At 68.2% G+C, this 13,713-nt stretch carries 12 protein-coding genes and 1 tRNA gene; 11 read left to right on the top strand and 2 right to left on the bottom strand.

The annotated features are described in order from the left end of the window. Nucleotides 1-123: 123 nt before the first annotated feature. Entirely contained in the window at nucleotides 124-2,307 is a 2,184-nt protein-coding gene (locus tag PO78_RS21295) for a malate synthase G (protein ID WP_004266022.1), read from the top strand. Between the two features lie 189 nt (nucleotides 2,308-2,496). Here PO78_RS21295 and PO78_RS21290 read toward each other — a convergent pair whose 3' ends face one another. Further along, nucleotides 2,497-3,306, bottom strand: coding sequence for an outer membrane protein assembly factor BamD (locus PO78_RS21290; protein ID WP_012585821.1), 810 nt, complete (start codon nucleotides 3,304-3,306; stop codon nucleotides 2,497-2,499). Nucleotides 3,307-3,319: 13 nt separating this feature from the next. On the opposite strand from PO78_RS21290, the gene rluD reads away from it, so the two are divergent. Both rluD and pgeF read left to right on the top strand, forming a co-directional pair. Then, nucleotides 3,320-4,303: a 23S rRNA pseudouridine(1911/1915/1917) synthase RluD gene (rluD, locus tag PO78_RS21285; RefSeq protein WP_012585820.1), complete on the top strand. Its 984-nt coding sequence runs from the start codon at nucleotides 3,320-3,322 to the stop codon at nucleotides 4,301-4,303. After that, on the top strand, nucleotides 4,300-5,082 hold the full coding sequence (gene pgeF, locus PO78_RS21280) for a peptidoglycan editing factor PgeF (protein ID WP_043746718.1): 783 nt from the start codon (nucleotides 4,300-4,302) through the stop codon (nucleotides 5,080-5,082). Before rluD ends, pgeF begins: the two co-directional genes overlap by 4 nt. Before the next feature lie 49 nt (nucleotides 5,083-5,131). Here pgeF and PO78_RS21275 read toward each other — a convergent pair whose 3' ends face one another. Next, nucleotides 5,132-5,353, bottom strand: coding sequence for a hypothetical protein (locus tag PO78_RS21275; RefSeq protein ID WP_004266012.1), 222 nt, complete (start codon nucleotides 5,351-5,353; stop codon nucleotides 5,132-5,134). A 106-nt stretch (nucleotides 5,354-5,459) separates the two neighbouring features. Between PO78_RS21275 and PO78_RS21270 the strand changes: the two genes are divergently transcribed. From PO78_RS21270 to PO78_RS21235, 8 genes are all read left to right on the top strand, one after another. Then, nucleotides 5,460-7,205 (top strand): PHA/PHB synthase family protein, encoded by a 1,746-nt coding sequence (locus PO78_RS21270; RefSeq protein WP_004266009.1) that lies wholly within the window; start codon nucleotides 5,460-5,462, stop codon nucleotides 7,203-7,205. A gap of 115 nt (nucleotides 7,206-7,320) precedes the next feature. Beyond that, nucleotides 7,321-8,061, top strand: coding sequence for an acetoacetyl-CoA reductase (gene phbB, locus PO78_RS21265; protein ID WP_004266007.1), 741 nt, complete (start codon nucleotides 7,321-7,323; stop codon nucleotides 8,059-8,061). A 237-nt stretch (nucleotides 8,062-8,298) separates the two neighbouring features. Continuing rightward, nucleotides 8,299-9,039 carry a beta-ketoacyl-ACP reductase gene (locus PO78_RS21260; protein WP_004266003.1) on the top strand — a complete coding sequence of 247 codons (741 nt, stop codon included), beginning with the start codon at nucleotides 8,299-8,301 and terminating at the stop codon, nucleotides 9,037-9,039. Between the two features lie 130 nt (nucleotides 9,040-9,169). Further along, nucleotides 9,170-9,763 carry a polyhydroxyalkanoate synthesis repressor PhaR gene (gene phaR / locus PO78_RS21255; protein WP_004266001.1) on the top strand — a complete coding sequence of 198 codons (594 nt, stop codon included), beginning with the start codon at nucleotides 9,170-9,172 and terminating at the stop codon, nucleotides 9,761-9,763. A gap of 54 nt (nucleotides 9,764-9,817) precedes the next feature. Continuing rightward, on the top strand, nucleotides 9,818-11,149 hold the full coding sequence (gene rimO / locus PO78_RS21250) for a 30S ribosomal protein S12 methylthiotransferase RimO (RefSeq protein WP_004265999.1): 1,332 nt from the start codon (nucleotides 9,818-9,820) through the stop codon (nucleotides 11,147-11,149). A gap of 30 nt (nucleotides 11,150-11,179) precedes the next feature. Next, nucleotides 11,180-12,154: a patatin-like phospholipase RssA gene (rssA, locus tag PO78_RS21245; protein ID WP_004265997.1), complete on the top strand. Its 975-nt coding sequence runs from the start codon at nucleotides 11,180-11,182 to the stop codon at nucleotides 12,152-12,154. 7 nt (nucleotides 12,155-12,161) lie between these two features. After that, nucleotides 12,162-13,571 carry an FAD-binding oxidoreductase gene (locus PO78_RS21240; RefSeq protein WP_004265996.1) on the top strand — a complete coding sequence of 470 codons (1,410 nt, stop codon included), beginning with the start codon at nucleotides 12,162-12,164 and terminating at the stop codon, nucleotides 13,569-13,571. Nucleotides 13,572-13,634: 63 nt separating this feature from the next. Beyond that, nucleotides 13,635-13,710, top strand: a tRNA-Ala gene (locus PO78_RS21235). Nucleotides 13,711-13,713 lie beyond the last annotated feature (3 nt).

The raw sequence follows: 13,713 nt of genomic DNA, 5'->3' as shown, positions 1-13,713 counted from the left end.
AGTCTTATAGAGGACTTTTGCTTCGCACCCTTGACCCACGCCGCGATCGAAAGCATTCTTCAAAGGTTATGCGCCCCTTCATGCGGGCGTGTTCCTCAACAACCGAGCCAGTGAGTGCGAAAGATGACCGAACGAGTGAGTGTCCAGCGTCTGCAGGTCGCAGCGAACCTGAAGCGTTTCATTGAAGAAGAAGCCCTGCCGGGCAGCGGTGTCGACGCTGCCGCCTTCTGGTCCGGGTTCGATGCGCTGGTACACGATCTCGCACCGAAGAACGCCGCTCTGCTCGCCGAACGCGATCGCATCCAGGCCGAGATCGACGCCTGGCATCGCGCCCACCCGGGGCCGATCGCCGACATGGCCGCGTACAAGGCCTTCCTGTCCTCGATCGGCTACCTGCTGCCGGTGCCCGCCGGTGCCAAGGCCACCACCACCAACGTCGATGACGAGCTCGCCGTGCAGGCCGGCCCGCAGCTCGTGGTGCCGGTGATGAACGCGCGCTACGCGCTCAACGCCGCCAACGCGCGCTGGGGCTCGCTCTACGACGCGCTCTACGGTACCGACGCCATCCCGCAGAAGGACGGCGCCGAGCTCACCAAGGGCTACAACCCGGTGCGCGGCGCGAAGGTCATCGCCTTCGGCCGCCAGGTGCTCGACCAGGCCGCGCCGCTCGCCGGTGCCTCGCATGCCGACGCCGCGGGCTACGCGGTCGAGGCCGGCCGCCTGGTGGTGAAGCTGCAGAGCGGTGCCAGCACCGGCCTGCAGCAGGCCGAGAAGTTCGTCGGCTTCCAGGGCGAGGCCGCCGCGCCGCGCGCCGTGCTGCTGAAGAACAACGGCTTGCACATCGAGATCCAGATCGACCGCAGCGGCGCCATCGGCAAGTCCGATGCCGCGGGCGTGAACGACCTGCTGATGGAAGCCGCGCTGTCGACCATCATGGACTGCGAGGACTCGGTCGCCGCGGTGGATGCCGACGACAAGGTCGTGGTGTACCGCAACTGGCTCGGCTTGATGGACGGTACGCTGGAAGACACCTTCGACAAGGGCGGCAAGCCGATGACGCGGCGTCTGAACGCCGACCGCGAGTACACCGGTGCCGACGGCAAGCCGGTAAAGCTGCACGGTCGCGCGCTGCTCTTCGTGCGCAACGTCGGCCACCTGATGACCAACCCGGCCATCCTTTGGGGCGAGGGCAAGGAAATCCCCGAAGGCATCATGGATGCGGTGGTCACCACGCTGATCGCCAAGCGCGACCTCGAGCGCCGTGGCAACTCGCGCAAGGGCAGCATCTACATCGTCAAGCCCAAGATGCACGGCCCGGCGGAGATCGGCTTCGCCGACGAGCTGTTCACCCGCGTCGAGCAGCTGCTCGGGCTGCCGGCCAACACCGTCAAGCTCGGCATCATGGACGAGGAGCGCCGCACCAGCGTCAACCTGCGTGCCTGCATCGCCGCCGCGCCGGCGCGCGTGGCCTTCATCAATACCGGCTTCCTCGATCGCACCGGCGACGAGATGCACACCTCGATGGAGGCCGGCGCGATGATGCGCAAGGGCGACATCAAGAACAGCAAGTGGATCGCCGCCTACGAGCGCCGCAACGTGCTCATCGGTCTGGCCGCCGGCCTGCGCGGCCGCGCCCAGATCGGCAAGGGCATGTGGGCCATGCCCGACCTGATGGCCGCGATGCTCGAGCAGAAGATCGGCCATCCCAAGGCGGGCGCCAACACCGCCTGGGTGCCGTCGCCGACCGCCGCCACCCTGCATGCGCTGCATTACCACCAGGTCAGCGTGGCCGCGGTGCAGCAGGACATCGAGAAGCTCGACCTCGACAAGGAAGCCGAGGCGCTGCTCGACGACCTGCTCACCATCCCGGTGGTGGCCAAGGCCGAGTGGAGCGAGACCGAGCGCCAGCAGGAACTCGACAACAACTGCCAGGGCATCCTCGGCTACGTGGTGCGCTGGGTGGAGCAGGGCGTGGGCTGCTCGAAGGTGCCCGACATCAACGACATCGGCCTGATGGAAGACCGCGCCACGCTGCGCATCTCCAGCCAGCACATCGCCAACTGGCTGCGCCATGGCGTGGTGCCCGCCGAGCAGGTCGAGGCCACGCTCGAGCGCATGGCCGCGGTGGTCGATGGCCAGAACGCGGGCGACCCGCTGTACCGCCCGATGGCGCCGAACTTCGACGACTCGGTGGCCTACCAGGCCGCGCGCGCGCTGATCTTCGAGGGCTGCGCCCAGCCGAGCGGCTACACCGAGCCGCTGCTGCACCGCTATCGCCAGCAGTTCAAGGCCAAGGTCGGCGCCTGAGCGTCGTCCACGCTCGGCGCGAGTCGCGTCGCTCCTGTGCTCCTGCAGGAGCGACGCGACTCGCGATCCGGCGATGGAGAGCTGCACGCGTGCATCGCGGCGACGGCACTGGAAATGTAAAAAGGCGCCTCGCAGGGCACCTTTTTACATCTTGCTCCGCCCGATCTGCATGATCGGGGGATCAGACCCTCACCACAGCTGCCACCACGGCCGCGTGTCTTCCGGGCCACCGCGGAAATACACGCTGTCGGGGAAGTTCTTGCGCATGACGCGGTCGGCGTCGTCGCGCAGCTGCGCCATGCCGAGCTTGTCGTAGCTCATGACCATCAGGAACAGCGCCTCCTCGATCGCCGGTGCCTGCGGGAAGTTATTCACCGCGGTCTGCGCGCGGTTGATCGCCGCGACGTAGGCGCCGCGGTTGTAGTAGTAGCGCGAGACATGCACCTCGTGCGAGGCGAGCGAGTTGATCAGGTACTGCATGCGCGCCCGCGAGTCGTCGGCGTAGCGGCTCTCGGGGAAGCGCTCGACCAGTTCGCGGAAGCTGTCGAAGGCCTCGCGTGCGCCCTTGGGGTCGCGCTCGGAGAGATCCTGGCGCGACAGGCCGGCGAGCAGGCCGAGGTCTTCGTTGAAGTTGACCAGGCCCTTGAGGTAGTAGGCGTAGTCGACGTTCGGGTGATTGGGATGGAGCTTGATGAAGCGGTCGGCCGCGGCGAGCGCGAGCGCCTGCTCGCCCTGCTTGTAGTACGCGTAGGCCACCTCAAGCTGGGCCTGCTGGGCGAAGCGGCCGTAGGGATAGCGTGCCTCGAGCTTCTCGAATAGCGTCACCGCGCGATCGTAGCCGCCCTCGCTCATCGAGGCCTTGGCCTCGGAATACAGCTTTTGTGCGTTCCAGCCGGCGGTCTCGTCGACCTGCTCGGGCAGGAGGCCGCAGCCGCCGAGCAGCAAGGCGCCAATCAGCGCGGCTTTTGCCGTTAAACTTCCGGGGGTGAACCTGGCCATCGAAGACACTCGCGTGAATGAACACGCCGATTATATCCCAGCCGCCCTCCCAGCCGATCTTCCCGCCGACGACGCCGATGCGTGGGAGGCGCTGACGATTCCCGTCGAACTGGGTGGGCTGCGCCTCGATCAGGCCCTGGCACGGCTTCTCCCCCAACACTCGCGCAGCCGCTTGCAGGGCTGGCTCAAGGAGGGCTGGATCCGCGTCGATGGCGCGAGCCCCGATGCGCGCCGCAAGGTGTGCGGCGGGGAGTGCGTCGAGATCGACGCGCCGCCGCCGCCCGAGGTCACCGCCGCGCTGCCCGAGGACATCCCGCTCGCGGTGGTCTACGAGGACGAGGACCTGCTGGTGATCGACAAGCCCGTCGGCCTCGTCGTGCATCCCGGCAGCGGCAACTGGAGCGGGACCCTGCTCAACGCCTTGCTGCACCGCAACCCCGCGCTCGCCGGGGTGCCGCGGGCCGGTATCGTGCACCGGCTCGACAAGGACACCAGCGGGCTGATGGTGGTGGCGAAGACGCTGGCCGCGCAGACCGAGCTCGTGCGTCAGCTCCAGGCGCGCACGGTCGGGCGCCACTACCGCGCGCTGGTGCAGGGCGCGCTGACGGCCGGCGGCACGGTCGATGCGCCGATCGGGCGTCACCCTACGCAGCGCACGCGCATGGCAGTCGTCGGCAACGGCCGTCCGGCGGTCACGCATTACCGCGTCACCGAGCGTTTCCCGCGTGCGACCCTGGTCGAATGTCGTCTGGAGACCGGGCGTACCCACCAGATCCGCGTCCACATGGCGCACATCGGCCATGCGCTGGTCGGCGATCCGCTTTATGGGGCGCGCCGCTGCGGCGATGTGCGCCTCGATGCGTTCCCGCGCCAGGCCCTGCATGCCTTCCGGCTGGGGCTCACGCATCCGCGCAGCGGCGAGGCGATGCGTTGGGAGGTGCCGCTGGCGGCGGATTTCGCCGCGCTGCTGGACGAGCTGCATGGAGCGCCGCGATGAGCCTGCCGCCCGGCTACCGCTTTTTCGCCCCTGGCCTGCTGTGCCCGCAGTGGAGCCTGCCGCCCGGGGTACGGGCCGTGGTGAGCACCCGCGAGGGCGGCGCAAGCTTGCCGCCATGGGCGAGCTTCAACCTCGGCAGCCATGTTGGCGATGATGCGCGCGCGGTGGCGGCCAACCGCGCACGCCTGGGTGCGGCGATCGGCGCCGAGCCGGTGTGGCTCGAGCAGGTGCATGGCTGCGCGGTGGCGGACGCCGATCGCGCGGCCGGAGTGCCCGAGGCCGATGCGGCCGTGGCGCGCATGCGCGGGCGGGCGTGTGCGGTCATGGTCGCCGACTGCCTGCCAGTGCTTTTCTGCGACGACGACGCCACCGTGGTCGCCGCCGCCCACGCGGGCTGGCGCGGCCTGGCCGCCGGGGTGCTGGAGCGCACCGTGGAGCGCATGGGCGTGACGCCGGGGCGTGTGCGCGCGTGGCTCGGGCCCGCGATCGGGCCGACGGCCTTCGAGGTCGGGGACGAGGTGCGCGCGGCCTTCGTCGGCGCGGACCCGGGCGCGACCGCCGCCTTCGTCGCGGGTGGCGTGCCCGGGAAATGGCTGGCCGATCTCTGCGCGCTCGCGCGTCGACGGCTCACGCTTGCGGGCGTGGGGCGGATCGACGGCGGCAGCGTGTGCACCGTGGCCGATCCGGCGCATTTCTATTCTTACCGGCGTGATGGGACGACCGGGCGTTTCGCCGCGCTGATCTGGCTGGAGGAGGGGCGGCCCGGCGCGATCGCGTGAGCGCGGCGTTGCCGCGATCCGTCTCGCATGACCGTCTTAGGGATTGCGGCTATTGATCGGCGTCAGTTTCGGCTCTATCGTTGCGTTCGAGTGCTTCTCGCTCCTGCTGCAGGCGGCGACGTCGGCGGGCCGGGGTGCCGAACAGCCAAAGAAACAAGGCCAGGGGCGCGAGCCCCCAGAACACGAAGGTCAGGACGGCGGCAACGATCGAATCCTCCGCCGCGGCGACGAGGACGACGACGTAGAGCCAGGCGATCGGGATCAGATACATGGGTGGATTCTAGCGCGCGCCGCGAGCCGGCGCCGGAGGATCACGGACAGGGCAGGAAACCGCGGCCCCGGCCCGGAGCGGGCGGACGCGGCCTCAGGAGAAAGGGATGTCGGATACGACGGGCAAGCAGGTGCCGCCGGGAATGCAGGCGATCCTCGCCGCGGGACAGGCGATGGCGCAGGGTTTCTTCGATGCGCTCGCACGCCAGCATGTGGCGATGCAGGATTCCTCGGGGGTGGCGGCGCAGAAGCTGCCGATGCCCGAGACCGAGGTGATGGCCTCGCTGCAGAAGGTCTTCGCCGAGAAGCACGCCGAACTGTGGTCGTCCATGCTTGCGCGCACGCCGGGGGCGGCAGGCCCCGCGGTGGTGCAGCCCGAGCCGGGCGACAAGCGCTTCGCGGCGCCGGAGTGGTCCGAGAGCCCGGTGTTCGACTACATGCGCCAAGCCTACCTGCTCAACGCCGGCTTCCTGCGCCAGATGGCGGATGCGATGCCGATCGCCGACGGCCGCGCCAAGGCGCGCATGCAGTTCCTCACCCGCCAGTACATCGATGCGCTGTCGCCGAGCAACTTCGCGGCGACCAACCCCGAGTTCATCAAGACCGCGGTCGAGACCAAGGGCGAGAGCATCGCGCGCGGCATCCAGAACCTGCTCGGCGACCTCGAGAAGGGGCGCATCTCGATGACCGACGACGCGGCCTTCGAGATCGGCCGTAACCTCGCGCTGACCCCGGGTTCGGTGGTCTACGAGAACGAGCTGATGCAGCTGATCCAGTACGCGCCGCTGACCGAGAAGGTCGCGCAGACGCCGCTGTTGATCGTGCCGCCGTGCATCAACAAGTTCTACATCATGGACCTGCAGCCCGAGAACTCGCTCGTGCGCTTCGTCGTCGAGCAGGGCTTCACGGTCTTCCTGGTGTCGTGGAAGAACCCCCGTCCCGACACCGGCGGCCATTACACCTGGGACGACTACCTCGACAAGGGACCGCTCGCGGCGCTCGAGGTGGTGCGCTCGATCACCCGCGTCAAGAAGCCCAACGTGCTCGGCTTCTGTGTCGGCGGCACCATCCTCACCTCGGCGCTCGCGGTGGCGCGCGCGCGCGGCGAGGAGCCGGTGGCGAGCCTCACCTTGATGACCACGCTGCTGGATTTCTCCGACGCCGGCGAGCTCGGCTGCCTGGTCGACGAGGCGAGCGTCACCGCGCGCGAGGCCGCGATCGGCAAGGGCGGGGTGCTCAAGGGGCAGGAACTCGCCAACGTGTTTTCCTTCCTGCGCGCCAACGACCTGGTGTGGCAATACGTGGTCGGCAACTACCTCAAGGGCAACAAGCCGGTCGCCTTCGACCTGCTGTACTGGAACTCCGATTCGACCAACCTGCCGGGACCCTTCCTCACCTGGTACCTGCGCAACATGTACCTCGAGAACAACCTGCGCGTGCCGGGCAAGCTCAGGATGCTCGGGCACAAGGTCGACCTCGGCAAGGTCGACGTGCCGGCCTACCTGATGGCGGCGCGCGAGGACCACATCGTGCCGTGGAAGAGCGCCTACCTGGCGCGCAACGTGCTGGGCGGCGACACCACCTTCGTGCTCGGTGCAAGCGGCCACATCGCCGGCGCGATCAACCCGGCTTCGAAGAACCGCCGCAGCTACTGGACCGCCGATGTGCGCCCGGCCGACCCCGACGAATGGTTCGAGAGCGCGGCCGAGCACAAGGGCAGCTGGTGGCTGCACTGGGCCGAGTGGCTGCGCGGCCATGGCGGCAAGGAGGTGGCCGCGCGCGGGCGCCTGGGCAGCACGAAGTACGAGCCGATCGAGCCGGCGCCGGGGCGCTACGTCAAGGAGCGTTCCTGACCCGGAACGAGGAGGTTTTCAGTGTTCGACGGCAGCGGATCGGGCGGTCGCTGCCGTCGTGTTCAAGGTCCGTCCAGCACTACGAAAGTACCCCGCATAGGGAGAGGAGAAGAAGATGGCAAGAGTTGCACTGGTAACCGGCGGCATGGGCGGTCTCGGCGAGGCGATCTGCATCAAGCTGGCCGCGCTCGGCTACAAGGTGGTGACGACCCATTCCCCGGGCAACACCAAGGCCCAGGAGTGGCTGCAGACCATGAACAACATGGGCTACGGCTTCAAGGCCGTTCCCTGCGACGTGGCGGATTTCGACTCGTGCAAGGCCTGCGTCGAGCAAGTGGTCAAGGAGGTCGGTCCGGTCGACGTGCTGGTCAACAACGCCGGCATCACCCGCGACATGACCTTCAAGAAGATGACCAAGGCCGACTGGGATGCGGTCATCAGCACCAACCTCGACTCCGCCTTCAACATGACCAAGCAGGTCATGGACGGCATGGTCGAGCGCAAGTGGGGCCGCGTGATCAACGTGTCCTCGGTCAACGGCCAGAAGGGCGCCTTCGGCCAGACCAACTACGCCGCGGCCAAGGCCGGCATGCACGGTTTCACCAAGGCGCTGGCGCTGGAAGTGGCGCGTAACGGCGTCACCGTCAACACCATCTCGCCGGGCTACATCGGCACCAAGATGGTTATGGCGATCCCGCAGGAGATCCTCGACTCCAAGATCCTGCCGCAGATCCCGGTGTCTCGCCTGGGCAAGCCGGAAGAGATCGCCGGCCTGGTGGCCTACCTGTCCTCCGACGAGGCGGCCTTCGTGACCGGTGCCAACATCTCTATCAACGGCGGCCAGCACATGTTCTGACCCGTCGGCGGCCGGTTCCGGCTCCGCAACGTGGCGCGCTCCGGTGGAGCGCGCTTTTTTTGTGCTCGCGGGGCGCGGGAATGGGGCTATTGCATCGCAACATGAGTTGTGAAACAGGGGCTATAATCCGCGCGTGAGGTGGCTGATGCGCTGCCGCATCCGCGACCGAAGCGCAAGCCGGCTATCCCGGCCCGCAGGCGGCCTCGGTTTCTACAAATGCTCCTGAAGGATTTCAAGATGTCCAAGAAAATCGCTCTTGTCACCGGCGCCATGGGTGGTCTCGGCACGGCGATCTGCCAGTCGCTCGCCAAGGACGGCTTCAAGGTCGTGGCCAACTGCCTGCCGAACTTCGAGCTAAAGGACGCCTGGCTGTCCGCTCAGCGCGACCTCGGCTTCGACTTCGCCGCCGCCGAAGGCGACGTGTCGAACTACGAGTCGTGCGCGGCGATGGTTGCCAAGATCGAAGCCGACGTCGGTCCGATCGATGTGCTGGTGAACAACGCCGGCATTACCCGCGACAAGTTCTTCCCCAAGATGGAGAAGGGCCAGTGGGATGCGGTGATCAACACCAACCTGAACAGCCTGTTCAACGTCACCCACCACGTCTCCGCGAAGATGGCCGAGCGCGGCTGGGGTCGCATCATCAACATCTCTTCGGTCAATGGCGTCAAGGGTCAGGCGGGCCAGACCAACTACTCGACCGCCAAGGCCGGCGTGCTGGGCTTCACCAAGGCGCTCGCCGCCGAGCTGGCGACCAAGGGTGTGACGGTCAACGCGATCGCCCCGGGCTACATCGGTACCGACATGGTGATGGCGATCCGCGAAGACATCCGCCAGGGCATCATCGACACCGTGCCGATGAAGCGCCTCGGCCGTCCGGACGAGATCGGCGACCTGTGCGCCTACCTCGCCTCCGACAAGGCTGCCTACATCACCGGGGCGACCATCAACATCAACGGTGGCCTGCACATGTGCTGATGTTGCGCCGTGTCATGCGCGAAATCACGCAACCCCGTCGAAAGACGGGGTTTTTTCGTGGTTTCGATGTCGCAGCGCGATATAATTTTTTCGCACAGAGCGAAGACACCGCCGCCGAGGAGACGGAGAAATGCCGGAACAGCAGCGACTGATCAAGAAGTACCCGAACCGCCGTCTGTACGACACGCGGACCAGTTCCTACATCACCCTGGCCGACGTCAAGGACTTGGTGCTCGGTCACGAGCACTTCCAGGTGGTCGATGCGAAGACCGGCGAGGACCTGACGCGCAGCATCCTGCTCCAGATCATCCTCGAGGAAGAGGCGGGGGGCGCGCCGATGTTCACCAGCGACCTGCTCGCGCACATGATCCGCTTCTACGGCAATGCCATGCAGGGCATGATGGGCAAGTACCTCGAGAGCAACATCAAGGCCTTCACCGAGATGCAGGTCAAGCTCCAGGACCAGGCGCGCGCGATCTATGGCGAGAACAGCCCGGTGGGCCAGGACCTGTGGGCGCAGTTCCTCAACTTCCAGGGGCCCGCGCTGCAGAGCATGATGGGCGCCTACGTCGACCAGTCGAAGAAGATGTTCGAGCAGATGCAGACGCAGCTCGAGAGCCAGACGCGCAACATGTTCACCGGCTTCCAGTTCCCGGGCTACGTCCGTCCCGAGGACGCCGAATCCGCCGCGCCCGCCGCGCTCAAGGGCGACGGCAAGAAGTGAGCGGCGCCGCGCGCCGCTGAGGCCGCCGCCGCCCCGACCCGACAGGTTCTTTGCATGACCACCTTCAAGACTTCCGACCTGCCGCGCGTCGGCTTCGTTTCCCTCGGCTGCCCCAAGGCGACGGTCGACTCCGAGCACATCCTTACCCGGCTGCGTGCAGAGGGCTATGCGATCTCGGGCAGTTACGACGACGCCGACCTGGTCGTCGTCAATACCTGCGGCTTCATCGATGCCGCGGTCGAGGAATCGCTCGACGCGATCGGCGAGGCGCTTGCCGAGAACGGCAAGGTCATCGTCACCGGCTGCCTCGGCGCCAAGGACGATGTGATCCTCGCCGCGCATCCGCAGGTGCTCGCGGTCACCGGCCCGCACGCCACCGAGGAGGTCATGCACGCGGTGCATCGCCACCTGCCCAAGCCGCACGACCCGTTCACCGACCTCGTGCCGCCGCAAGGCATCCGCCTGACACCGCAGCATTACGCCTATCTCAAGATCTCCGAGGGCTGCAACCACCGCTGCAGCTTCTGCATCATCCCGTCGATGCGCGGCGACCTCGTCAGCCGTCCGATCCACGAGGTCATGCGCGAGGCCGAGGCGCTCGCCGACGCGGGCGTCAAGGAACTGCTGGTGATCTCGCAGGACACCTCGGCCTATGGCGTGGACGTCAAGTACCGCACCGGCTTCTGGGGCGGGCGCCCGGTGAAGACGCGCCTGCTCGACCTGGCGAAGGCGCTCGGCGAGCTCGGCATCTGGATCCGGCTGCATTACGTGTATCCGTATCCGAGCGTGGATGATCTCATCCCGCTGATGGCCGAAGGCAAGATCCTGCCCTACCTCGACGTGCCCTTCCAGCACGCCAGCCCGCGTATCCTCAAGGCCATGAAGCGCCCGGCCAATGCCGAGAACGTGCTCGAGCGCGTGCGCAAGTGGCGCAGCATCTGCCCCGAGCTCACCATCCGCTCGACCTTCATCACCGGCTTCCCCGGCGAGACGGAGGAAGACTTCGAGATGCTGCTGAACTTCCTCGAAGAGGCCCAGCTCGACCGCGTCGGCGCCTTCGCCTATTCGCCGGTCGAGGGCGCGACTGCCAACGAGCTGCCCGGCGCGGTGCCGGACGAGGTGCGCGAGGAACGCCGCGCGCGCCTGATGGACTTCCAGGAGGACATCTCCACCCAGCGCCTCGAGGCCAAGATCGACCGCGAGATGACCGTGCTGGTCGACGAGGTCGACGAGGAGGGCGCGCTCGCGCGCTCGCCGGGCGACGCGCCCGAGATCGACGGCCTGGTCGTCATCCCCGAGGGCGACGGCCTCGCGCCGGGCGACTTCGTGCGGGTGCGCATCACCGACTGCGATGTGCACGACCTCTACGCCGAGCGCATCGAGTAAGGCCGGCATTTCCGTGCCGGAGCCCTCGCCGTGCTGAGTGGGGCGGGCTCTGTCGGGCTGGCCTGCGCCGAGCCCTCGGGTGGCGGGCCGGTGATCGGCCTGGCGCTCGGCAGCGGTGCCGCGCGCGGCTGGGCGCACCTGGGCGTGTTGCTCGAACTCGCGCGTGAAGGCGTGGTGCCGCAGATCATCACCGGCTGCTCGATCGGTGCCTTCGTGGGCGCCGCCGCGGCCTCGGGCGACCTCGACAAGCTGGTGCGCTGGGCCGAGACCCTCAAGTGGCAGGACGTGGTGTCGCTGCTCGACGTGTCGCTGCGCGGGGGGCTCATCAAGGGCCAGAAGCTGATCGACTTCTTCGAGCGCAACTTCGTCGACCGCGACTTCACCGAGCTCGACCAGCGCTTCGCCTGCGTTGCCACCGAACTCTCCACCGGACGCGAGATCTGGCTGCACGAGGGCAGCGTGTCGGCCGCGGTGCGTGCGTCGATCGCGCTCCCCGGGCTGATGACGCCGGTGCTGCACCAGGGCCGCATGTTGGTCGATGGCGGCCTGGTCAATCCGGTGCCGGTGTCGCTGTGCCGCGCGATGGGGGCCGACGTCGTGATCGCGGTGGATCTCGGCTCGGACATGGTGGGGCGCGCCTTCCGGCGCTCGGCGGTCGAGCCTGCGCCGGTCGAGGAGACCGAGGCGGGGTGGACCGAGCGCCTGCTCGCGCGCTTCGGCTTCGCCGCCGAAGCCGAGTCCGGCATGCCCTCGCGGCCCCTGGCTGCGGCCGACAGCCTTCCCTCGCTGGTCTCGGTGATCAGCTCCAGCATCAACATCATGCAGGTGCGCATCGCGCGCAGCCGCCTCGCCGGCGAGCCCGCGGACCTGCTGGTGTCGCCGCGGGTGAGCCAGCTCGGCTTGATGGACTATCACCGCGCCGACGAGGCGATCGCCGAGGGCGTCGCGGCGGTGGCGCGGGTGCGCCCGTTGTTGCGCGAGCTGCTCGGCGGCGCCAACGAGTGAGGATCGGATGAGCGATGAACTGAATGCGCGCCTGCGCGCGATCGTCGGCGCGGCCAACGTGCTCGACGGCGAAACCGACATGGCACCCTTCCTGAGCGACTGGCGCGGGCGCTACCACGGCCGCGCGCGCGCGGTGGTGCGTCCGCGCGATACCGCCGAGGTGGCCGCGGTGGTCGCCGCCTGCGCGCAGGCGGGCGTGGCGATGGTGCCGCAGGGCGGCAACACCGGCCTGTGCGGCGGCGCGACCCCGCTCGCCGATGGCGCGGCGGTGGTGATCAGTCTCGCGCGCCTGGACCGTGTTCGTGCGCTCGACCCCGACAACGACACGCTCACCGTCGAGGCCGGTTGCACGCTCGCCGCGGTACAGGAGGCGGCGCAGGCCGCCGGGCGCCTGTTCCCGCTCTCGCTCGCCTCGGAGGGCAGCTGCCTGATCGGTGGCAACCTGTCGACCAACGCCGGCGGCGTGCAGGTGCTGCGCTACGGCAACACGCGCGACCTGGTGCTCGGGCTTGAGGCGGTGCTGCCCGACGGCCGGGTCTGGGACGGGCTGCGTGCTCTGCGCAAGGACAACACCGGCTACGACCTCAAGCAGCTCTTCATCGGCGCCGAGGGCACCCTGGGCATCGTCACCGCCGCGGTGCTGAAGCTCTTCCCGGCCATCCGCACTCGCGCCACGGCCTGGGTGGCGGTGGCCGACCCGCGCGCGGCGGTGCGCCTGCTCGGGCTCTTGCGGGCAGCCTGCGGCGACCGCGTGAGCGCGTTCGAGATTGTCGGCCGCACGGCGCTCGGGCTCGTGCTCCGGCACATCCCGGGCGCGCGCGATCCGCTCGCCGGTGCGCCGGCGTGGACGGTGCTGGTCGAGCTCTCCGATCCGGCCGTCGATGCGCCGCTCGAGGCCCAACTCGAGGCGGTGCTGGGCGAGGCCGTCGCGCAGGGCCTGGCCAGCGACGCCGCGGTGGCGGCGAGCGTGGCGCAGGCGCGGGCCTTGTGGGCGCTGCGCGAGGACATCTCCGAGGCGCAGCGCATCGAGGGCGTCAGCATCAAGCACGACGTCTCGGTGCCGGTCAGCCGCATCCCCGAGTTCCTCGAACGCGCCGGCGCGGCGCTTGCCGCGCGCTGGCCGGACATTCGCGTGGTGGCCTTCGGGCACATCGGCGACGGCAACCTGCACTACAACCTGTCCAAGGCGGTGGCCGACGACAACGCCACCTTCATTGCACGCACCGCAGAGGTCAATGGCATCGTGCACGACCTGGTTTGCGAACTCGGTGGCTCGATCTCTGCCGAGCACGGTCTCGGCCAGCTCAAGCGCGAGGAGGTGCTGCGCTACAAGCCGGCGCTCGAGATGGAGCTGATGCGGCGGGTGAAGCAGGCCTTCGATCCGGCCGGTTTGATGAATCCGGGCAAGGTGCTGTAGAAAGTTCGGAGAGGGGGTTTACAGGTCCCGGGGAGCGACCTATAATGCGCGCTCTTTGGTGCCGGGGGTATAGCTCAGCTGGGAGAGCGCTTGCATGGCATGCAAGAGGTCAGCGGTTCGATCCCGCTTACCTCCACCAAAC

The organism is Thauera sp. SWB20, from assembly GCF_000831325.1.
GTDB lineage: Bacteria > Pseudomonadota > Gammaproteobacteria > Burkholderiales > Rhodocyclaceae > Thauera > Thauera aminoaromatica.
The sequence above is the reverse complement of the archived record's forward strand: the minus strand, read 5'-3'. Positions and strand labels throughout refer to the sequence as shown.